Source organism: Buttiauxella selenatireducens, assembly GCF_031432975.1.
In the GTDB taxonomy this organism is placed as follows: Bacteria; Pseudomonadota; Gammaproteobacteria; order Enterobacterales; family Enterobacteriaceae; genus Buttiauxella; species Buttiauxella selenatireducens.
In genome coordinates this window covers 1114117-1135523 of sequence record NZ_CP133838.1, presented here as the reverse complement: position 1 = coordinate 1135523, position 21407 = coordinate 1114117, and the positions used below count along the sequence as shown (strand labels likewise).

Genomic DNA, 21407 nt, shown 5'->3' with positions numbered 1-21407 from the left:
TGTCAGTGGAGGCGCAGTATAGGGATTTTCTGGAAGCTGGCAAGTACCAAAATGCAAAAAAATCACCGTTCGCTCACTTTCCAGGCAAACCACTATCACAAAGCATAATATCGCCTGGTTTTTAAACAAAAACGAGCCCCAAAGGGCTCGTTTTATCTTTTTTGTGACTTACTGCACTGCCACTATATGGTCATCTTTTACTTCTAAATGCACTGTTTTCCCAGGAATCAGCTCTCCGGAAAGGATTTGCTGAGCAAGTGGGTTCTCAATTTGCTGCTGAATAGCGCGTTTCAAAGGTCTTGCACCATAAACCGGGTCGTAACCATTCGCGCTAAGCAGTTTCAACGCCTCTTCAGAGATAGTGACTTCATAGCCACGGTCTTCAAGACGTTTATACAAACGCTGCAACTGAATCTGCGCAATAGAAGCAATGTGTTTTTCACCCAAAGGATGGAACACTACGACTTCATCTATACGGTTAACAAACTCTGGACGGAAGTTCTGGCTAACAACGCCGAGAACAATGTCCTTCATATGACCATAATCCAACTTGCCGAAACGTTCCTGAATCAAATCAGAACCGAGGTTAGATGTCATGATCACAACCGTATTACGAAAATCGACTGTTCTCCCCTGCCCATCAGTCAGGCGCCCATCATCCAAAACTTGCAATAAAATGTTAAATACGTCTGGGTGAGCCTTCTCAACTTCATCCAAAAGGATGACTGAATAAGGACGACGGCGAACAGCTTCTGTCAGGTAACCACCTTCTTCGTAACCCACATATCCAGGAGGCGCACCGACCAGACGCGAGACCGAGTGTTTTTCCATAAACTCAGACATATCGATACGCACCATCGCGTCATCGCTATCAAACATAAAGTTTGCCAGCGCTTTACACAGTTCAGTTTTACCCACACCCGTTGGACCAAGGAACAAGAAGGAACCAATTGGGCGATTCGGATCGGCCAATCCTGCTCGGCTACGACGGATAGCGTTCGATACGGCCTCTACAGCTTCATTCTGCCCGATCACGCGGGTATGAAGTTGTTGTTCCATACGTAGAAGTTTATCGCGCTCACCTTCGAGCATGCGAGCCACAGGTATCCCCGTCCAGCGTGCCAGGACTTCCGCAATCTCTGCGTCAGTGACTTTGTTACGCAGCAGACGCATTGTTTTACCTTCACTTTGAGTTGCAGCCGCAAGCTGCTTCTCGAGTTCAGGAATTTTCCCGTATTGCAACTCAGACATACGCGCCAGGTCCCCAACACGGCGAGCCTGTTCAATCGCAATTTTTGCCTGTTCCAACTCAGCTTTGATAGTTTGTGTACCAGAAAGTGAAGCTTTCTCAGCTTTCCACTCTTCTTCCAGTACTGAATATTCCCGCTCTTTCTGACCTAACTCTTCTTCCAGCATACTGAGGCGTTTTTGGCTGGCTTCGTCAGATTCCTTCTTCAGCGCCTGCTGTTCCAGTTTGAGCTGGATGATTCGACGGTCCAGACGGTCAAGCTCTTCTGGCTTCGAGTCAATCTGCATACGAATGCTGGAAGCCGCCTCGTCAATCAAGTCGATGGCTTTATCCGGCAATTGGCGGTCTGCAATATAACGATGCGATAAAGTCGCAGCCGCAACGATTGCCGGGTCAGTAATTTGCACATGGTGGTGCAATTCGTACCGTTCTTTCAGCCCGCGCAAAATAGCAATGGTATCTTCAACAGAAGGCTCGGCAACAAACACTTTTTGGAATCGACGTTCAAGTGCAGCGTCCTTCTCTATATATTGACGATATTCATCCAGCGTGGTCGCACCGACGCAATGCAACTCACCTCGTGCCAAAGCAGGTTTGAGCATGTTGCCCGCATCCATAGCACCATCAGCTTTACCCGCTCCAACCATGGTGTGCAATTCATCTATAAATAGAATGACATTCCCTTCCTGCTTAGAAAGGTCATTGAGCACACCTTTAAGACGCTCTTCAAACTCACCACGATATTTTGCACCCGCTACCAGTGAACCCATATCCAGCGATAATACTCGGCGCCCTTTCAGACCTTCAGGGACTTCGCCATTAATAATGCGCTGGGCCAGGCCTTCAACAATGGCGGTTTTACCCACCCCTGGTTCACCAATGAGTACCGGGTTATTTTTAGTACGGCGCTGCAAAACCTGGATAGTGCGACGAATTTCTTCATCACGACCGATAACGGGATCGAGCTTGCCCTGTTCCGCGCGCTCGGTCAGATCAACAGTATATTTTTTCAATGCCTGACGTTGGTCTTCGGCACCCTGGTCATTCACGTTTTCGCCTCCACGCATTTGCTCAATTGCTGCTGTCACATTTGCCGTGGTAGCACCCGCTGATTTCAGTACATCAGTTAATGTTCCGCGTGATTCAAGTGCTGCCAGAACAAATAACTCAGACGAAATGAAGTTGTCATTTCGTTTTTGTGCCAGTTTGTCACACAGATTCAGTACCCGGACTAAATCCTGCGAAGGCTGGACGTCACCGCCAGTGCCTTCAACTTGTGGTAAACGGCTTAAAGCTTGCTCAATATCGGTACGCAACTTGCCAGCATTTACGCCAGCTGAAGTCAGTAAAGGACGCACAGATCCGCCTTCCTGATTGAGCAGTGCGCTCATCAAGTGAAGGGGTTCGATAAATTGGTTGTCGTGCCCGAGAGCTAAGGATTGGGCATCGGCGAGAGCAAGCTGGAATTTATTAGTAAGACGATCCAGACGCATAACTCCTCCCATATACAGGTCAAATTTGCTACTGGAGATTAAATGAGGTCATCCCTCAATTATTCAAGGTTAATGACCTGAAATATTTGAAGCTTTAGTTACCCGCACTGGATCGTCTTGATTCAATAGGTTATATCAGCCAAATGAAACTTGCCATACGGCCTGTGGTTCTGTCGCGTCGATATGAGAAAAAATCACCCGCTTCGCTGTAAGTACAACGGTCGCCACCATAGACATGATTGATCCCAACGGCAGACAAACGCTGGCGAGCCAGGGTAAAGATGTCAGCAATGTATTTTTCCCCCGAAAGGCGAAAAGCGCTTTCAGCTTGTATATCTTTAGCCATGAATGCTTCGCGCACCTCAGGGCCAACTTCAAATGCTTCAGGACCGATAGCCGGGCCAAGCCACGCCATAATGTTTTCTGGCGCGTCTTTAAAACAGGCTACGGTTTCTTCAATCACGCCTTCGCACAAGCCACGCCATCCCGCATGAGCAGCCGCAACTTCGGTTCCTGCCTTATTACAGAATAGCACTGGCAAACAATCTGCTGTCATTACCGCACAAACGGCACCTGGCGTTGAACTATATGAAGCATCTGCACGTTTAGACAGATAAGGTTCGCCGGTAAGTTTTAGCACGTCTGTACCATGCACTTGCTCTAACCAAACCGGTTTTGTAGGCAATTGGGCAGCGGCATAGAACAAGCGGCGGTTTTCTTCGACATCATCCAGGTTATCACCGCAGTGAGCCCCAAGATTCAGCGAGTCGTAAGGCGGCTGACTAACGCCGCCAATACGTGTCGAACTGCAAGCGGCAACTCCTTTAGGAAGTGGCCAATGCGGGACGATCAATTTGCTCATAGCCAGTCCAGTTGATCCTTATGGAGTTCTGTATCAACACGCAGCGCTTCAATCAACTCAACCATATCCTGAGGAATTGGCGCATGCCATTCCATCAACATACCGCTGATTGGATGATGAAGGCGAAGCATCGTTGCATGTAGAGCCTGACGGTCAAACTTACGCAGTACATTTACAAACTCTTCTGACGCACCTTTAGGTGGGCGCGGACGGCCACCGTACAGCTGATCGCCAACGAGTGGATGAGTAATATGCGCCATGTGAACACGAATCTGGTGCGTACGACCCGTTTCCAGACGCAAACGCAAACGCGTGTGCACACGGAAGTGCTCCATGATTCGATAATGCGTGACCGCAGGTTTACCCATCGGATGTACAGACATGTGGGTACGCTTGGTCGGATGGCGGCTGATTGGCTCTTCCACTGTGCCACCAGCAGTCATATGACCGATTGCAACGGCTTCATATTCACGCGTGATTTCACGTAATTGCAATGCCTCAACAAGGTGAGTTTGCGCAGGAACGGTTTTCGCCACGACCATCAAGCCTGTCGTGTCTTTATCCAGACGATGCACGATGCCAGCACGTGGTACATCGGCAATCGGCGGATAGTAATGCAGCAGTGCATTCAGTACGGTCCCATCAGGGTTACCCGCACCAGGATGCACAACGAAATCACGCGGTTTGTTAATCACCAGAATATCGTCATCTTCATAGACAATATTGAGCGGGATATCTTGTGGTTCCCAGCGCACATCCTCTTCGATTTCAGCATTGATAGTGACGCTTTCTCCACCCAACACTTTTTCTTTCGGTTTGTCGCTGATTTTGCCATTGACCAGCACGCGCTGATCAAGAATCCATTCTTTTATACGCGAACGTGAATAATCCGGGAACAATTCGGCCAAAGCTTGATCTAAGCGTTGACCGAGTTGAGATTCGGATACTGTTGCGTTGAGTTGTACTAGTTGTGCCATAGACAGCTTCTTCGTTAACGTTGGGTTTTACGGCAATGCCGTTTAATATAGTGTGCTATTGTAGCTGGTCTTTATCGGGAGCTGGTATTGTGAGCCTCCCGGATAACATTCTGAGGAAAGTCAAAACGTCATGACGCGTATGAAATATCTGGTGGCAGCAGCCACGTTGAGCCTGGCTTTGGCTGGTTGCTCCAGTTCCAAGGATGAGGTTCCTGATAGTCCACCTTCTGAGATCTATGCGACTGCCCAACAAAAGTTGCAGGACGGTAACTTTAAAGCGGCGATAACGCAACTGGAAGCGCTGGATAACCGTTATCCGTTCGGGCCTTACTCGCAACAAGTGCAGTTAGATCTCATTTACGCTTACTACAAGAATGCTGACTTGCCACTGGCTCAGGCAGCTATTGACCGCTTTATGCGTCTAAATCCTACCCATCCAAACATCGACTACGTACTTTACATGCGTGGTCTGACGGACATGGCACTGGATGATAGCGCATTACAAGGTTTCTTTGGCGTAGATCGTTCTGACCGCGATCCTGCTCATGCGCGTGACGCATTCAACGATTTCTCTAAGCTGGTTCGAGGTTACCCGAAAAGCCAGTATGTCACCGATGCCACAAAGCGTCTGGTATTCCTGAAAGATCGTTTAGCGAAATATGAGCTTTCCGTGGCGCAATACTACACTAAACGCGGCGCATGGGTTGCAGTAGTTAACCGTGTCGAAGGAATGTTGCGTGATTTCCCTGATACTCAGGCCACCCGTGATGGTCTGAAGCTGATGGAAAATGCCTATCGTGAACTGCAAATGCCGGCTCAAGCCGAAAAAGTTGCAAAAATTATCGCGGCCAACGGCAGCAATACTTGATAGACCGATTCTAAAAACAAAATGGCAGCCCATGGCTGCCATTTTTATTGCCTGAAACACCAACCTGAAACGGTTTAGCGTCAGGTCATCCAATCAAATATGGACGCTATTTCTCCGTTCCACAAGCGCTAAAAACAGAGATCCTGTCCTGCCTCACAAAAAGGGTTTGTTGACAAAAAGCGACAAAAAAATGTGATTTACATCACACATTTTGACATTCAGAAAGGTATGCTGGAGTTACCAAGACGGGAAAGACAAGAGGTAACTTTATGACAATGAACATTACCAGCAAGCAAATGGAAATCACCCCAGCTATTCGTCAGCACGTCGCAGACCGTCTCTCTAAACTGGACAAGTGGCAAACTCATCTAATTAACCCACATATTGTTTTGTCCAAAGAACCGAAAGGTTTCGTGGCTGATGCCACCATTAATACGCCAAATGGCCAGCTCGTAGCGAGCGCCAAACACGATGATATGTATACGGCTATCAACGATTTGATCAACAAACTGGAGCGGCAGTTGAATAAAGTGCAACACAAGGGTGAAGCGCGTCGCACAGCAGGTTCAGTGAAAGACGTTGCTATCGCGGAAGTTGAAGAAGAGTAATGAATTAGCTTTGTTACACTCAACGCGCCTCCGGGCGCGTTTTTTATTGACAGAGCGAAAACAGAGCGAGTACCTTACTTGTCTGACTTATCAGGAACCAACCATGAAATTAATTCCGTTTTTCTTCGCATTCTTTTTTACCTTCCCCTGAATGGGAGGCAATTCGTCGTGTGATAAAGAATGCGAAGACGAACAAACAGGCCTCCCCAAGCGGGAGGCCTTTTTTATGGACTTCGAAAAGGTAGCGTTATGAGTGAGACAAACCCATTGCTGGCACTGCGCGATAAAATCAGCGCCCTGGATGTAAAATTGCTGGCATTGCTGGCAGAGCGTCGCTTATTGGCTGTAGAAGTCGGAAAAGCCAAGCTCGCGACTCACCGCCCGGTACGTGATATCGACCGCGAGCGTGACTTGCTGGAACGCCTGATCAACCTCGGTAAAGCGCATAATCTGGACGCTCATTATATTACGCGTCTGTTCCAACTTATCATTGAAGATTCAGTTCTGACGCAGCAAGCGCTATTACAGCAACACCTTAATAAAACCAATCCACAATCAGCACGGATTGCTTTCCTTGGTCCGAAAGGTTCTTACTCGCACCTGGCCGCACGTCAGTATGCTGCTCGTCACTTCGAGCAATTCATTGAAAGTGGCTGTGCCAAATTCCATGACATCTTTAACCAGGTTGAAACGGGTCAGGCGGATTACGCCGTTGTGCCGCTAGAAAACACCAGCTCCGGTGCGATAAACGATGTCTACGATTTGTTGCAGCATACGAGCTTATCCATCGTTGCCGAAATGACCGTGCCAATCGATCACTGCGTGCTTGTCAACGGCACGACAGATTTAGACACAATCCATACGGTATACAGCCATCCGCAGCCTTTCCAGCAATGTAGCCAATTCATTAACCGTTATCCGAACTGGAAAATCGAATACTGCGAAAGCACGTCTGCGGCGATGGAAAAAGTGGCTCAGGCTAACTCGCCACATGTCGCAGCGCTTGGCAGTGAAGCCGGTGGGGCGTTGTATGGTTTGCAAGTTCTGGAACGTAATCTGGCTAACCAGACACAGAACATTACCCGATTCATCGTACTGGCTCGCAAATCGATTGAAGTGACCGACCAGGTCCCAGCCAAAACGACATTACTCATGGCGACAGGTCAGCAAGCTGGCGCATTGGTAGAAGCCCTTCTGGTGTTGCGAAATCACAATCTGATTATGACAAAACTGGAATCGCGCCCGATAAACGGCAACCCGTGGGAAGAGATGTTTTATCTGGATGTTCAGGCAAACCTGAATGATGAAGCAATGCGCAAAGCGCTACGCGAGCTTGGTGAAATTACTCGTTCGATGAAAGTGCTTGGCTGTTACCCAAGTGAAAACGTTGTACCTGTCGACCCGGCTTGATACTGGCAGTAAGCCAGCGTCAAGCTGGCTTACTGGCTCACTTTGAATTTCAGTTTCGGCATCCCCGCAACCGCGACTTGAAGTGTAAAAATCGCACCAGAAAGCGGCCTTTCAGCAACTTCGGTATCACCCATATTTTCTCGCGTCGTCGTAATGAACAACGTTTTCATGTCATCGCCACCGAAACACACCATCGTTGGGCAGCGTACCGGCAACTGATGCTCTTCCAGAACATCGCCATCAGGCGACAAACGCGCAATACGGTAGCCATCAAACAACGCCGTCCAGTAGCAACCTTCTTCGTCTATCGCCGCGCCATCGGGTATCCCCTGCCCTGGCTCAAAACGCTTAAACACTTCACGCTTCCCCGGTTCACCATTTTCTTCCAGGGGAGTTCGATAAATCACGCGGTTAGGTGTATCCGATGTGTACATCCATTTTTTATCTTCACTGAATGCCAAACCGTTAGCGCCATGAATATCATGTTGGATAACATGCGCAGTCAGATCGATATCTACACGACATAACAATGCGCCATTGTAGTCACCTGGTCCCCAAAATGTTCCGGCATAAAAACGCCCATCTCTGTCAGTGCCGCCATCATTGAAACGAGCCAAAGCGGGGTTACTTGGATTGTCACAGACTTTGCAAGTGATAAGGCCAGTACGGTTGGTGAGATAAATTCCACTTCGCAACGCGACAATAAAGCCCCCGGTTTCACACAAAGCAAAACAGCCGACTTCCTCGGAAAACTTAATCACATCGTGTTTACTGTTTATCGTGTTGTAACGATGAATTTCATTTTCAAGAATGTCCGTCCAGTAAAGGCAATTTTCCTCTGCACTCCACGTAGGGCATTCAGGTAAATGACCGGTGTAATCGAACAGAACTTGCGGCTGTGCCATTTCTTTATCCTTATAGCCAATAAAAAAGCCACCAGGTTTCCCTGATGGCTTTTGAGTATAAAACCTTTATTGAAATTACGGTCGGCTATCATTTGCCTGACGTAACAAAGTTCGACTTTCGCTCTGGAAGCGCTGTGCGTAATCGCCAAACCAATGTTCGACTTTACGGAAGCTGTCGATGAAAGCTTGCTTATCACCGTGCTCAAGTAAGCCAATTGCCTCACCGAATCGCTTGTAGTAACGCTTGATAAGCTCCAGATTGCTTTCGGAAGACATAATAATATCGGCGTAAAGCTGTGGGTCCTGGGCGAACAATCGACCTACCATCGCCAGTTCCAGGCGATAAATGGGCGATGAAAGCGCAAGTAACTGTTCGAGCTGAACATTCTCTTCAGCCAGGTGCAGACCATATGCAAAGGTTGCAAAGTGGCGCAACGCCTGAATAAATGCCATGTTCTGATCGTGTTCAATAGCGGTGGAACGGTGCAAACGAGCGCCCCAGACTTGAATTTGCTCAAGGAACCACTGGTAAGCTTCTGGTTGACGGCCATCGCAATAGACCACGACCTGCTTCGCAAGACTTCCGCTATCCGGGCCGAACATTGGGTGTAACCCAAGAACGGGACCTTGATGCGCGGCCAGCATCGCTTGCAGCGGGCCATTTTTCACCGACGCCAGATCAACCAGAATACAGTCATCAGGCAAACGTGGAAGTTGGGAGATAACTTGCTCGGTAATATGAATCGGCACACTGACAATCACCATGCCCGCATCAACCATCAATTCCGCAGCCTGTGCCCAGTCTTCTTTTTCCAGAATGCGCACCTGATAGCCAGAAAGGGTGAGCATCTTTTCAAAAAGACGCCCCATCTGCCCGCCGCCGCCGACAATAACCACCGGACGCAGCGCAGGAAACAGTGTTTTAAACCCTTTGTCATTCTCGCTCGAGTAAGACTCGCGCATGACTCGGCGCAGCACATCTTCAATCAAATCAGGAGGAACACCCAGCGTTTCTGCCTCCTTGCGGCGTGAAGCCAGCATTGCAGCTTCACGTTCCGGGACATAAATCGGTAAACCATACTGGCTTTTGACTTCGCCAACTTCCGCTACCAATTCCAGGCGGCGTGCCAGCAACCCCAGCAACGCCTTATCCACTTCATCAATTTGATCGCGCAGCGCGGTCAATTCAGCCACCATAGTAAAACCTCTTATGCCTTACGCGCCGCAAGCGTGCCGTTCAGATCCTGATGAATCTCGCGCAGTAAGGTCTCAGTCGTTTCCCAGTCGATGCAAGCATCTGTTACAGAAACACCGTACTTCATTTCACTGCGTGGTTGCTCTGATGATTGATTACCTTCGTGGATATTACTTTCTATCATCAGGCCAATAATCGAACGGTTACCATCTTTAATTTGAGCGACAGCTGATTCAGCCACGCCCGGCTGGCGGCGGTAGTCTTTGTTTGAGTTGCCATGGCTGCAATCTATCATCAAGGCTGGGCGGAGTCCCGCCTGCACCATCTCTTTTTCACACTGTGCGACATCTGCCGGGCTGTAGTTTGGTGCTTTGCCTCCGCGCAAAATCACATGGCCATCAGGGTTCCCCTGAGTTTGTAGCAAGCAAACCTGGCCTGCCTGGTTGATGCCAACGAAACGGTGCGGCATAGATGCAGCACGCATCGCATTTATCGCGGTTCCAAGGCTACCGTCAGTCCCATTTTTAAATCCAACAGGCATTGAAAGGCCCGAAGCCATTTCACGGTGGGTCTGGGATTCAGTGGTACGAGCACCAATCGCGGACCAGCTGAACAAATCGCCCAGGTATTGCGGGCTGTTCGGATCAAGTGCTTCTGTCGCCAGCGGCAGACCCATGCTGACCAATTCTACGAGTAAGTGACGAGCAATTTTCAAACCAGCTTCAACATCAAACGAGCCGTCCATGTGTGGATCGTTGATCAGCCCTTTCCAGCCGACGGTAGTACGTGGCTTTTCAAAATAGACGCGCATCACGAGGTACAGACTATCGCTAACTTCTTCAGACAACGTTTTAAAACGACGAGCATATTCAATCGCAGTTTCAGGGTCGTGGATCGAGCAAGGTCCACACACCACCAACAGACGAGGATCGCGGCCAGCGATAATATCGGAAATCGTCTGGCGAGAGTGCTCAATCTGCACTTCTTGAGCAGCGGTCAGTGGGAATTCCGCTTTCAGTTGATCCGGAGTGATTAATACCTGTTCGTCAGAAATATGAACGTTGTTCAGCGCGTCTTTTTGCATGATGGCAGTCCTGTTAGCTCGTTTGCGATAGTCGTTTCCTCAGTGAGGATGGCACTACCTTACCATCTTTAGTAAAGAATGCAATCCATAATGCGTAAACAATAAATTACACACTGAAAATAAATGCCGCTTAAAGCCCATTAATTCACAATTAATGTAAACATAAATATACAGCACTGCATAATCACGCTTGTTTTATGCTCAACCATGCACTCTGCAAAAATAGCGTAATGCAAAGTCATAAGCGCTCTATGCTCAGATAATACGCTTTGAAATGGATATCCTCACTATGCGCTACCTGGCCCTGATTCCGATCCTGTTACTGTCTGCTTGTTATGTTGATCCCTACACGCATGCGCCAACTCCGGCTCCTACCGATTGGTATCAGGCAGGTTGGGATGATGCGATGTCTGGACAGCCAATAAGAAGTAATCCCGTCATTGCGCATTTGCATAACGATGAAAATGTGGATCGTGAAGAATGGTTAAAAGGATATGCGGATGGCCAGCAGCGGATTTGTGATCCGAAGTTTTTAGCCATTCAAGGACAAAGTGGGAAATCATTCCCTTCCAGTTGTGAAACGCTGCCAGATGTAGCTGAGCGCCGCGCAATATGGGAAAAAGCCAGCCGTGAGGGATTACAGGAATCACTCATGCATTAAACAAAAAAGGGCTGCCAAATGGCAGCCCTTTATATGGATGTCGCGTTAGCGAAATCTTACTTAGTAAGACGCTCTTTGATACGAGCAGATTTACCAGTACGCTCACGCAGGTAGTACAGTTTAGCTTTACGAACGGCACCACGACGTTTAACAGTAATGCTGTCGATTACTGGGGAGTGAGTCTGGAATACACGCTCAACACCTTCGCCGTTGGAAATTTTACGAACAGTGAATGCAGAGTGCAGACCGCGGTTACGGATAGCAATAACCACGCCCTCAAATGCCTGCAGACGTTTTTTAGAACCTTCAACGACCCATACTTTCACTTCCACGGAATCACCCGGACGGAATGAAGGTACATCCTGTTTCATCTGTTCTTGTTCAATTTGCTTAATAATGTTGCTCATAATTTAATCTCTTATCCTGGGTAAACTGATATTTCCCCTTCATATTTGAAGCTGCATCTGCGCTGACTGCTTTCGTTCACCCGAATCACTTACATAAGTAAGCTCATCGGGATTCACTCGCTTGCCACCTTGCTGCAACTCCAACTATTTTGGGGTTTGGGGGCTTACGCCATCCCATCATGTTTATGTTGCTGTATTTGCGTGTTCCCGTTGGAACTCCGCCAGCAACCTTGCTTGCTCTTCAGTCAGAGCCAGGTTTTCCAGAAGTTCAGGTCTTCTAAGCCAGGTACGGCCCAGCGACTGCTTCAGGCGCCAACGTTGAATCTCTGCATGGTTCCCCGACAGTAATACTGGCGGAACCTCCATGCCTTCTAACACTTCAGGACGAGTATAGTGTGGACAGTCAAGCAATCCATCAGCAAACGAATCTTCGATTGCTGATGACTGATGCCCCAGAACTCCCGGAATAAACCGTGAAACTGAGTCAATCAGCACCATTGCTGGTAATTCACCACCACTGAGTACGTAATCGCCGATTGACCATTCTTCATCAATTTCGGTTTGGATTACGCGCTCATCTATCCCTTCGTACCGACCACAAACCAGAATTAGCTTCTCATTTGTTGCCAGTTCGCTGACGCCTGCTTGATCAAGCTTGCGCCCCTGAGGTGAAAGATAGATAACCTTAGCACCTTCCCCTGCCGCTGCTTTTGCTGCGTGGATGGCTTCCCGTAAAGGGTTTACCATCATAAGCATACCCGGTCCGCCGCCGTAAGGACGATCGTCCACGGTACGGTGCCGGTCATAAGTGAAATCACGTGGACTCCAACTTTGGATGCTCAGCAGGCCATTTTTTACTGCCCGGCCAGTTACCCCGAAGTCGGTAATTGCGCGGAACATCTCTGGAAACAGGCTAACTACACCAATAAACACAAGCCAATCCCCATTACGCCGTCTTTTACCGTTAATCCGGAGGTTTTAAAAACCAGGATCCCAATCTACTTCAATGGTTTGAGTAGCGAGATCGACTTTCTTGATAACCTGCCCATCGAGGAACGGAACCAGCCGCTCCTTGATACCGAACGCATCCTTCAGGTTTGCCTTAATGACGAGAACGTCATTTGAGCCGGTTTCCATCATGTCGATGACTTTACCAAGCTGATATCCCTGAGTCGTCACTACCTGGCAACCCATAAGGTCTTTCCAGTAGTAGTCACCCTCGCCGAGATGAGGCAATTGCGTTGAATCAATCACAATTTCGCAATTAGTGAGAAGATTCGCGGCATCCCGATCGTCAACGCCTTTCAGCTTGATGATCAGATCCTGATTGTGGTGCTTCCAGCTTTCCAGCTGTACTTGCTGCCACTGACCCGCCTTCTGGATAAACCAGGGCTGATAGTCAAAAATGCTATCGGCGTCTTCGGTGGAGGAAAACACTCTGAGCCAACCTCGAATACCGTAGCAGGATCCCATCTTACCCAATACGATTGGGTTAACAGGTGCCTTTGCGGAGATTTGATTGCTCATCATGACCACCGTGACAGATTAAGCTGCTTTTTTTGCTGCTTTGATCAGCGCAGATACGCGATCAGAAACGGTTGCGCCTTGGCCAACCCAATGCTCGATGCGATCCAGATCCAGGCGAGTTGCCTCGTCTTTTTCACCAGCGATAGGGTTGAAGAAACCAACGCGCTCAATGAAGCGACCGTTACGTGCATTACGGCTGTCAGTAACAACAACCTGGTAGAACGGACGCTTTTTAGCGCCGTGACGTGCTAAACGAATAGTTACCATAACATCCTCTTTAGTGAATAAAACACCAGGCCCCATCGAGGGATGGAGCCTGGTGTCATATTAAAAGCCCGAAAATTGTACTCATTCCTGAGCGGAAATCAATTTTTGTTTTACCCGCAAAACAAAAATTACAGAAATTAACGGCCTGGGAAACCTGGCGGCATCATACCTTTCATGCCGCGCATCATTTTCGCCATTCCGCCCTTCTTCATCTTCTTCATCATGCGCTGCATGTCGTCGAACTGCTTAAGGAGACGGTTGACGTCTTGCACCTGCATACCCGCACCCATCGCGATACGACGTTTGCGTGAACCTTTGATAATCTCTGGCTGCGCACGCTCTTTGAGCGTCATGGAGTTAATAATGGCTTCCATACGCACCAGGACTTTGTCATCCATTTGCGACTTAACGTTATCCGGCAATTGCCCCATACCTGGCAATTTACTCATCATACTCGCCATGCCGCCCATGTTTTTCATTTGCTTGAGCTGATCGAGGAAATCGTTGAGATCAAACCCATCGCCTTTCTTCAGCTTGCTTGCCAGCTTTTCAGCCTGAGCACGGTCAACTTTGCTCTCAATATCTTCGATAAGCGATAAAACATCGCCCATCCCCAGAATACGAGAAGCAATACGATCAGGGTGGAAAGGTTCCAGTGCTTCGGTTTTTTCGCCTACACCCAGGAACTTAATTGGCTTACCGGTGATGTGACGAATAGAAAGTGCCGCACCGCCGCGCGCATCACCGTCGACTTTCGTCAGCACGACGCCCGTCAGTGGCAACGCTTCGTTGAAAGCTTTTGCGGTATTTGCCGCATCTTGCCCCGTCATGGCGTCTACAACAAACAGGGTTTCAACTGGATTAATCGCAGCATGAACCTGTTTGATTTCATCCATCATCGCTTCATCAACGTGCAAACGACCAGCGGTATCCACCAGCAGTACGTCAAAGAACTTCAGCTTCGCTTCTTTCAGCGCCGCATTAACGATATCGACAGGTTTTTGCCCGACATCTGAAGGGAAGAAATCGACACCAACTTGTTCAGCCAGAGTTTCCAGCTGTTTTATCGCCGCCGGACGATAAACGTCGGCAGAAACGACCAGCACTTTCTTTTTGTGCTTTTCACGCAGGAACTTACCTAATTTACCTACGCTTGTCGTTTTACCCGCACCTTGCAGGCCCGCCATTAACACTACGGCTGGCGGTTGTGCCGCAAGATTCAGGCTCGCGTTCTCTTCGCCCATCGCCGCGACCAATTCGGCACGAACGATTTTGACGAACTCCTGACCTGGGGTCAGGCTTTTGTTAACTTCGTGACCAACCGCTTTCTCTTTCACGCGGCTGATAAAGTCTCGCACCACCGGCAACGCAACATCCGCTTCCAGAAGTGCCATGCGCACTTCGCGCAGAGTTTCTTTTACATTCTCTTCAGTCAGCCGCCCGCGGCCGCTGATATTGCGCAGTGTGCGCGACAGACGGTCAGTTAAATTATCAAACATTGTCTTTTGCCTAACGTGGTAACTTAGGGCCGCAGCTTGCGACACAAAACAGAATTTGGCGGATTATACCCTAAATAGTTCAAGTTGTGGGTAGGCGGCAAGGGAGCTTATCCCCACGAGCTTACTAAAGTAAGTGATTGGGGTAAGTGAGTGCAGCCAACACCCCCATAACTTGTAGTATGACGGGTATATAACATGAAGCCGCCTTTGGTGTGATGCAACGGTTAGAGTTGGAGCAGGCGGCAGGTAACGTTATACTGCTTTTTTTCATCTCTGGCTAATTGACCGACACTTTATATGCCTGTTTTCGCAATCCTTGCGCTTGTAGCCTATTCCAGCAGCCTCGCGCTGATTATCCCCAGTCTGCTGACAAAGAACAGCGGGTGGCGTCGTTTCGCTATTATATCGGCCGTTATCGCGCTTGTAAGCCACGGTCTGGCGCTCGAAGCGCGTATTTTTGCCGCCGACGGTGGTCAAAACCTCAGCCTGCTTAACGTCGGCTCGTTAGTCAGTTTGATGATATGTACCGTGATGACCATCGTGGCTTCGCGAAATCGCGGCTGGCTGCTGTTACCGATTGTTTACGCTTTCGCCTTAATCAATCTGGCGCTGGCGACCTTCATGCCCAACGAATTCATCACCCACCTTGAAGCCACGCCGGGTATGATGGTGCACATTGGTTTGTCGCTGTTTGCCTACGCGACGCTGATTATTGCTGCACTTTATGCGCTGCAACTGGCATGGATTGATTATCAGCTCAAGAATAAGAAACTTGCCTTCCGCGCTGAAATGCCGCCATTGATGAGCATTGAGCGCAAAATGTTTCATATCACCCAGGTCGGCGTTGTACTGCTAACGTTAACCCTGTGCACCGGCCTGTTTTATCTGAAAAATCTTTTCAGCCTGGAAAACGTTGATAAAGCGGTCTTGTCGATTCTCGCATGGTTTGTCTACATCGTTTTACTGTGGGGACACTATCATGAAGGTTGGCGTGGACGCCGTGTCGTGTGGTTTAACGTTGCGGGTGCCGCTATTCTGACGCTCGCCTACTTCGGTAGCCGAGTTCTACAACAATTCGTCAGCTAATTTTGCATTTTTAAAGGACACACCTTTTGGAACACATCTCAACCACCACGCTGATCGTTACCTTGATCATCATGGTGGTGGTTTCGGCGTACTTCTCCGGTTCAGAAACCGGCATGATGACGCTTAACCGTTATAAACTTCGCCACCTTGCCAAACAGGGCAATCGCTCGGCAAAACGGGTTGAAAAACTGCTTCGCAAACCAGACCGCCTGATTAGCCTGGTGCTCATCGGCAATAACCTGGTCAACATTCTGGCCTCGGCCATTGGCACCATCGTCGGCATGCGTTTGTACGGCGACGCAGGTGTCGCCATCGCCACCGGTATCCTCACCTTCGTGGTACTGGTGTTCGCTGAAGTCCTGCCAAAAACAATTGCCGCGCTGTATCCGGAAAAAGTCGCCTTCCCAAGTAGCTTCCTGCTCGGTCCGTTGCAAATACTGATGATGCCGCTGGTGTGGCTGCTCAACATCATCACGCGTATGTTGATGCGCCTTATGGGTATCAAAAACGTCAGTACCGTAAGTAGTGCGTTAAACAAAGACGAATTACGCACCCTGGTGCATGAATCACATTCGAAAATTTCCCGCCGCAATCAGGATATGCTCCTGTCGGTGCTGGATCTCGAAAAAATGAACGTCGACGACATCATGGTGCCGCGCAACGAAATTGTGGGCATAGACATCAACGATGACTGGAAATCTATTGTTCGCCAACTGACACACTCCCCGCATGGCCGCATTGTGCTGTATCGCGATACATTGGACGATGCCATCAGCATGCTGCGTGTCCGTGAAGCCTACCGTTTAATGACGGAAAAACAGGAGTTCACCAAAGAAACGCTGCTGCGTGCCTCTGATGAAATTTACTTTGTGCCTGAAGGGACGCCGCTCAGTGTTCAGTTGGTAAAATTCCAGCGCAACAAAAAGAAAGTCGGTCTGGTCGTTGACGAATACGGTGATATTCAAGGACTGGTAACGGTTGAAGATATTCTTGAAGAGATTGTTGGCGATTTCACGACATCGATGTCTCCAACGCTTGCCGAGGAAGTGACGCCACAGAACGACGGCTCCGTCATTATTGAAGGCAGCGCCAATGTGCGTGAAATCAACAAAGCTTTTAACTGGACGCTGCCAGAAGACGAAGCGCGCACCGTAAACGGTATGCTGCTTGAAGAACTGCAAGAAATCCCAGCCATCGACACGCGAGTGCGATTGAGCCATTACGACATCGATATTCTCGACGTACAAGACAACATGATTAAGCAAGTGCGCGTGACGCCAGTGACACCACTTCGTCAAAGTGTTGAAGAATAATCAGCGTTGAGAATGACAGAGACAAAAAAGCCAGCCTTCACGGCTGGCTTTTTATTTCAAGCGTTTAAATCAAATTACGCTTTTGCTTTCGCCACAGAAACCATGGCTGCACGCAGCGTGCGACCATTCAGGGTGTAACCCTTCTGCATCACCATCAGTACGTGGTTTGGAGCAACATCTTCAGACTCAACCATGGCAATCGCCTGGTGTACATCCGGGTTGAACGGCACATTGGTATCGCCAACCACTTCCACACCAAACTTACGTACCACATCAAGCATCGATTTCTGAGTTAATTCGATGCCTTCAATCATGGCGGCTAAGTCGGTGTTGGACTTGTCTACCACTTCCAAAGCGCGATCCAGGCTATCAATCACCGGAAGCAGCTCGTTGACAAATTTGTCCAGAGCGAACTTGTGCGCTTTCTCGATATCGAGCTCAGTACGGCGACGGAGGTTTTCCATTTCCGCTTTGTTGCGTAACACGCTGTCACGCTCGCGCTGCTGAATTTCTTCCAGTTGCGCTGTTAAATCGGCAATTTTTTCATCGCGCGGATCAACCACTTCGGCACCCTCTACGGCCTCGACTTCTTCGTGGCTTTCCATTGCAATTTCGTCCGAGACTTGCTCGTCTGGTGTTTTCTGATCTTTACTACTCATGAATTTCTCCGCGTTTTTAGCATTCATCTCGCTGGTTCGCTTATTATGGGGATCAGTTTCCGGGATTCAAGGGAACGTGACATATTGTCATAAACGACTGCATCACTGCGCATAAGGACCATCAGCATAATGAACAAACATTTCAACTGCATTGGTATTGTCGGGCACCCGCGTCACCCTACGGCCCTAACCACGCATGAAATGCTGTATCGCTGGCTCTGCACCAAAGGCTACGACGTCATTGTCGAGCAGCAAATTGCCCAGGAACTTAATCTCAATAACGTGAAAACCGGCACGCTGGCGGAAATAGGCCAACAGGCTGATCTCGCGGTTGTTGTAGGTGGTGATGGCAATATGCTTGGCGCAGCCCGCGTTCTTGCTCGTTATGATATCAAAGTCATTGGCATCAACCGCGGCAATCTCGGCTTTCTCACCGACCTTGACCCAGACAACGCACAACAGCAACTCGCAGATGTGCTTGAAGGACACTACATTGCCGAGCGCCGCTTTTTGCTGGAAGCCCAGGTGTGCCAACAGGATACCCCGACGCGCCTGAGTACCGCGATTAACGAAGTCGTGCTGCACCCTGGCAAAGTGGCGCACATGATTGAATTCGAAGTCTATATTGATGAGATATTCGCATTTTCGCAACGCTCCGATGGTCTGATTATTTCAACACCGACCGGCTCTACCGCCTATTCGCTCTCCGCCGGCGGGCCAATTCTTACTCCGTCACTTGATGCCATTACCCTGGTGCCGATGTTCCCGCACACGCTGTCTGCGCGCCCACTGGTCATCAACAGTAGCAGCACCATTCGCCTGCGCTTTTCGCATATGCGTAACGACCTGGAAATCAGTTGTGACAGCCAGATTGCGCTACCGATTCAGGAAGGTGAAGACGTATTGATCCGCCGCTGCGATTACCACCTCAATCTTATTCATCCAAAAGATTACAGCTATTTCAATACATTGAGCTCAAAACTCGGCTGGTCAAAAAAATTGTTCTAAAAAGTAGCCCAGCCTCTTTACTGTATATAAAACCAGTTTATACTGTATGAAAACACAGTCATGTCTTTTCATACAGGAAAGCAATTATGCTGGCACAACTCACCATCAGTAACTTCGCCATCGTTCGTGAACTGGAAATTGATTTTCACCACGGCATGACCGCCATTACCGGTGAAACAGGTGCCGGTAAATCCATTGCTATTGATGCCTTAGGGTTGTGTCTGGGTGGTCGTGCAGAAGCCGATATGGTCCGCCAGGGCGCTACTCGTGCCGATCTCTGCGCCCGCTTTTCCTTAAAAGATACTCCCGCAGCCCTGCGTTGGCTCGAAGAAAACCAGCTCGATGATGGGCGTGAATGTCTGCTACGCCGCGTTATCAGCAGCGATGGACGTTCACGCGGCTTCATCAACGGAACGGCGGTTCCCCTTTCCCAGTTGCGCGACCTCGGTCAAATGCTGATTCAAATTCATGGCCAGCACGCACATCAGCTTTTGCTGAAACCAGAACATCAAAAAAACCTGCTGGATGGTTATGCGGGTGAATCTGCTCTGCTTGCAAAAATGGCAGAAAGCTACCGCGCATGGCATCAAAGCTGTCGCACCCTGGCGCAACATCAACAACTGGCTCAGGAACGTGCAGCCCGCTCTGAACTGCTTCAGTATCAACTGAAAGAACTCAATGAATTTTCCCCGATTGCAGGTGAATTTGAGCAGATTGATGAAGAGTACAAACGTCTGGCGAACAGTGGGCAATTGATCTCCGTCAGCCAGCAAGCGTTAGCGATCCTCGCTGATGGCGAAGACAACAACCTGCAAAGCCAGTTGTATACCGCGCGTCATTTAATGGAAGAACTGGTTGGGATGGATAGCAAACTTTCAGGTGTTTTAACAATGCTTGAAGAGGCCACTATTCAGATTACGGAAGCCAGCGATGAACTGCGTCATTATTGTGACCGTCTGGATCTCGACCCTAATCGTCTCTACGAACTGGAGCAACGCATCTCCAGGCAAATCTCGTTGGCCCGTAAACACCACATTTCGCCGGAAGAACTGCCATTGTTCCATCAACAGCTCCTCGAAGAACTACAGCAGCTTGATGATCAAGCCAGTTCGCAAGATGAATTAATGCAGGCGGTAACACTCCATCACCAACAAGCACTGAGCATTGCGCAGGAGCTGCATCAGCGCCGTGCGCATTATGCAGCAGAGCTTTGCCAATTGATTACCGCAAGCATGCATTCGTTGTCGATGCCACACGGTAAGCTAGCCATTGATGTTGAATTTAATGAAAACCACCTGACCGCTGAAGGGGCAGACCGTATCGACTTCCGCGTCAGTACTAACCCTGGCCAACCATTGCAGCCGCTGGCAAAAGTGGCCTCCGGCGGCGAGCTTTCACGTATCGCCCTCGCCATTCAGGTCATCACCGCGCGCAAAATGGAAACACCCGCGCTCATCTTCGATGAAGTGGATGTCGGGATCAGCGGCCCAACGGCAGCCGTTGTCGGTAAATTATTACGTCAGTTAGGTGAGTCCACTCAGGTCATGTGCGTAACGCACCTGCCGCAGGTTGCTGGGTGCGGGCATCATCATTTCTTTGTCAGTAAAGAAACCGATGGCGAGATGACTGAAACTCACATGCAGCCGCTGGACAAACGCTCACGCCTGCAAGAACTGGCTCGCTTGCTCGGTGGCAGCGAAGTCACTCGTAACACGCTTGCCAACGCAAAAGAGTTGTTGGCGGCTTAAAGGCGATTGTTAAATATACATCCCAAAAGTTGATCGGTTAATCGTTCAAAAAACAATCGCTCAGTCAGCATATTGTTAATTGAGCATGTTTTAAGCCAACTTTTTTGCCGTACCAGGGTCAGAGTTAAGCGCCTTAATGTTTTAAACTGCGTAAAGGTTTATTATCATCGGCATATTATGAATGAGCCATGTGCTGCTCGGGCCCGAAAAGGAATCAAATCACTATGCGCTGTAAAACGCTGACTGCTGCCGCAGCGGTTCTTCTTATGCTGACCGCAGGCTGTTCCACTCTGGAGCGAGTGGTTTACCGCCCCGACATTAACCAGGGGAACTACCTGACACAGAACGATGTGTCAAAGATCCGTACTGGCATGACTCAACAGCAAGTTGCGTATGCTCTGGGTACGCCAATGATGACTGATCCATTCGGTACAAATACCTGGTTCTATGTCTTCCGCCAGCAACCAGGCCATGAAAAAGTGACTCAGCAAACGCTGACGCTGACTTTCAACAGCAGTGGTGTGCTGACCAACATCGACAACAAGCCGAAGCTGGAAAACGAATAACCAACAAAAAAGGTG

Annotated in this window: 21 protein-coding genes, 1 pseudogene and 1 other annotated feature; of the genes and pseudogenes, 10 read left to right on the top strand and 12 right to left on the bottom strand. The window is 49.1% G+C overall.

Translation table 11 applies throughout. The annotated features are described in order from the left end of the window. Positions 1-168: 168 nt before the first annotated feature. The 3 genes from clpB to rluD all read right to left on the bottom strand — a co-directional run bounded on the left by clpB (position 169) and on the right by rluD (position 4581). Positions 169-2742: an ATP-dependent chaperone ClpB gene (gene clpB, locus RHD99_RS05205; RefSeq protein WP_309877749.1), complete on the bottom strand. Its 2574-nt coding sequence runs from the start codon at positions 2740-2742 to the stop codon at positions 169-171. Positions 2743-2872: 130 nt separating this feature from the next. Continuing rightward, positions 2873-3604, bottom strand: coding sequence for a purine nucleoside phosphorylase YfiH (gene yfiH / locus RHD99_RS05200; protein ID WP_309877747.1), 732 nt, complete (start codon positions 3602-3604; stop codon positions 2873-2875). Further along, positions 3601-4581 carry a 23S rRNA pseudouridine(1911/1915/1917) synthase RluD gene (rluD, locus tag RHD99_RS05195; protein ID WP_270143581.1) on the bottom strand — a complete coding sequence of 327 codons (981 nt, stop codon included), beginning with the start codon at positions 4579-4581 and terminating at the stop codon, positions 3601-3603. The genes yfiH and rluD overlap by 4 nt, the downstream gene beginning before the upstream one ends. A 130-nt stretch (positions 4582-4711) precedes the next feature. On the opposite strand from rluD, the gene bamD reads away from it, so the two are divergent. The 4 genes from bamD to pheA all read left to right on the top strand — a co-directional run bounded on the left by bamD (position 4712) and on the right by pheA (position 7467). After that, a complete protein-coding gene (gene bamD / locus RHD99_RS05190; protein WP_183270312.1) occupies positions 4712-5449 on the top strand; it encodes an outer membrane protein assembly factor BamD in 738 nt (245 codons plus the stop codon). A 269-nt stretch (positions 5450-5718) separates the two neighbouring features. Continuing rightward, the gene (gene raiA, locus RHD99_RS05185) at positions 5719-6057 is read left to right on the top strand and encodes a ribosome-associated translation inhibitor RaiA (RefSeq protein ID WP_183270313.1); all 339 of its coding nucleotides are present in this window, start codon (positions 5719-5721) and stop codon (positions 6055-6057) included. Positions 6058-6159: 102 nt separating this feature from the next. After that, positions 6160-6285: a sequence feature (Phe leader region), on the top strand. After that, complete coding sequence (gene pheL, locus RHD99_RS05180; RefSeq protein ID WP_101706155.1) at positions 6161-6208, top strand: pheA operon leader peptide PheL; 48 nt, start codon at positions 6161-6163, stop codon at positions 6206-6208. It overlaps the preceding feature by 48 nt. Before the next feature lie 21 nt (positions 6286-6306). Next, positions 6307-7467, top strand: coding sequence for a bifunctional chorismate mutase/prephenate dehydratase (gene pheA / locus RHD99_RS05175; protein ID WP_183270314.1), 1161 nt, complete (start codon positions 6307-6309; stop codon positions 7465-7467). 29 nt (positions 7468-7496) lie between these two features. Here the strand turns inward: pheA and RHD99_RS05170 are convergent, their stop codons facing one another. The 3 genes from RHD99_RS05170 to aroF form a co-directional block, all read right to left on the bottom strand. Further along, positions 7497-8372, bottom strand: a complete 876-nt coding sequence (locus tag RHD99_RS05170) for an SMP-30/gluconolactonase/LRE family protein (protein WP_309877743.1) — start codon at positions 8370-8372, stop codon at positions 7497-7499. Positions 8373-8447: 75 nt separating this feature from the next. Next, a complete protein-coding gene (tyrA, locus tag RHD99_RS05165) occupies positions 8448-9569 on the bottom strand; it encodes a bifunctional chorismate mutase/prephenate dehydrogenase (protein WP_309877741.1) in 1122 nt (373 codons plus the stop codon). 11 nt (positions 9570-9580) lie between these two features. Continuing rightward, the gene (gene aroF, locus RHD99_RS05160) at positions 9581-10651 is read right to left on the bottom strand and encodes a 3-deoxy-7-phosphoheptulonate synthase AroF (protein ID WP_183270317.1); all 1071 of its coding nucleotides are present in this window, start codon (positions 10649-10651) and stop codon (positions 9581-9583) included. A gap of 289 nt (positions 10652-10940) precedes the next feature. On the opposite strand from aroF, the gene RHD99_RS05155 reads away from it, so the two are divergent. Next, positions 10941-11312, top strand: a complete 372-nt coding sequence (locus RHD99_RS05155; RefSeq protein ID WP_183270318.1) for a DUF2799 domain-containing protein — start codon at positions 10941-10943, stop codon at positions 11310-11312. 56 nt (positions 11313-11368) lie between these two features. Here RHD99_RS05155 and rplS read toward each other — a convergent pair whose 3' ends face one another. The 5 genes and pseudogenes from rplS to ffh all read right to left on the bottom strand — a co-directional run bounded on the left by rplS (position 11369) and on the right by ffh (position 15012). Next, positions 11369-11719 (bottom strand): 50S ribosomal protein L19, encoded by a 351-nt coding sequence (rplS, locus tag RHD99_RS05150; protein ID WP_034457314.1) that lies wholly within the window; start codon positions 11717-11719, stop codon positions 11369-11371. Between the two features lie 164 nt (positions 11720-11883). Beyond that, positions 11884-12652: pseudogene (gene trmD / locus RHD99_RS05145) on the bottom strand (tRNA (guanosine(37)-N1)-methyltransferase TrmD). 45 nt (positions 12653-12697) lie between these two features. Beyond that, positions 12698-13246: a ribosome maturation factor RimM gene (gene rimM, locus RHD99_RS05140; protein WP_270145683.1), complete on the bottom strand. Its 549-nt coding sequence runs from the start codon at positions 13244-13246 to the stop codon at positions 12698-12700. 18 nt (positions 13247-13264) lie between these two features. Then, entirely contained in the window at positions 13265-13513 is a 249-nt protein-coding gene (gene rpsP, locus RHD99_RS05135; RefSeq protein WP_034457320.1) for a 30S ribosomal protein S16, read from the bottom strand. A gap of 137 nt (positions 13514-13650) precedes the next feature. Further along, positions 13651-15012: a signal recognition particle protein gene (gene ffh, locus RHD99_RS05130; protein WP_183270321.1), complete on the bottom strand. Its 1362-nt coding sequence runs from the start codon at positions 15010-15012 to the stop codon at positions 13651-13653. A gap of 297 nt (positions 15013-15309) precedes the next feature. On the opposite strand from ffh, the gene RHD99_RS05125 reads away from it, so the two are divergent. Together RHD99_RS05125 and RHD99_RS05120 are read left to right on the top strand one after the other, a co-directional pair. Further along, a complete protein-coding gene (locus RHD99_RS05125; RefSeq protein WP_183270322.1) occupies positions 15310-16098 on the top strand; it encodes a cytochrome C assembly family protein in 789 nt (262 codons plus the stop codon). 26 nt (positions 16099-16124) lie between these two features. Then, positions 16125-17411, top strand: a complete 1287-nt coding sequence (locus RHD99_RS05120) for an HlyC/CorC family transporter (RefSeq protein WP_309877736.1) — start codon at positions 16125-16127, stop codon at positions 17409-17411. A gap of 74 nt (positions 17412-17485) precedes the next feature. Here the strand turns inward: RHD99_RS05120 and grpE are convergent, their stop codons facing one another. After that, the gene (grpE, locus tag RHD99_RS05115; RefSeq protein ID WP_183270324.1) at positions 17486-18070 is read right to left on the bottom strand and encodes a nucleotide exchange factor GrpE; all 585 of its coding nucleotides are present in this window, start codon (positions 18068-18070) and stop codon (positions 17486-17488) included. 129 nt (positions 18071-18199) lie between these two features. On the opposite strand from grpE, the gene nadK reads away from it, so the two are divergent. From nadK to bamE, 3 genes are all read left to right on the top strand, one after another. Further along, complete coding sequence (gene nadK / locus RHD99_RS05110; protein WP_183270325.1) at positions 18200-19078, top strand: NAD(+) kinase; 879 nt, start codon at positions 18200-18202, stop codon at positions 19076-19078. A gap of 86 nt (positions 19079-19164) precedes the next feature. Further along, the gene (recN, locus tag RHD99_RS05105; protein ID WP_309877734.1) at positions 19165-20826 is read left to right on the top strand and encodes a DNA repair protein RecN; all 1662 of its coding nucleotides are present in this window, start codon (positions 19165-19167) and stop codon (positions 20824-20826) included. A gap of 224 nt (positions 20827-21050) precedes the next feature. Then, on the top strand, positions 21051-21392 hold the full coding sequence (gene bamE, locus RHD99_RS05100) for an outer membrane protein assembly factor BamE (protein ID WP_309877733.1): 342 nt from the start codon (positions 21051-21053) through the stop codon (positions 21390-21392). Positions 21393-21407 lie beyond the last annotated feature (15 nt).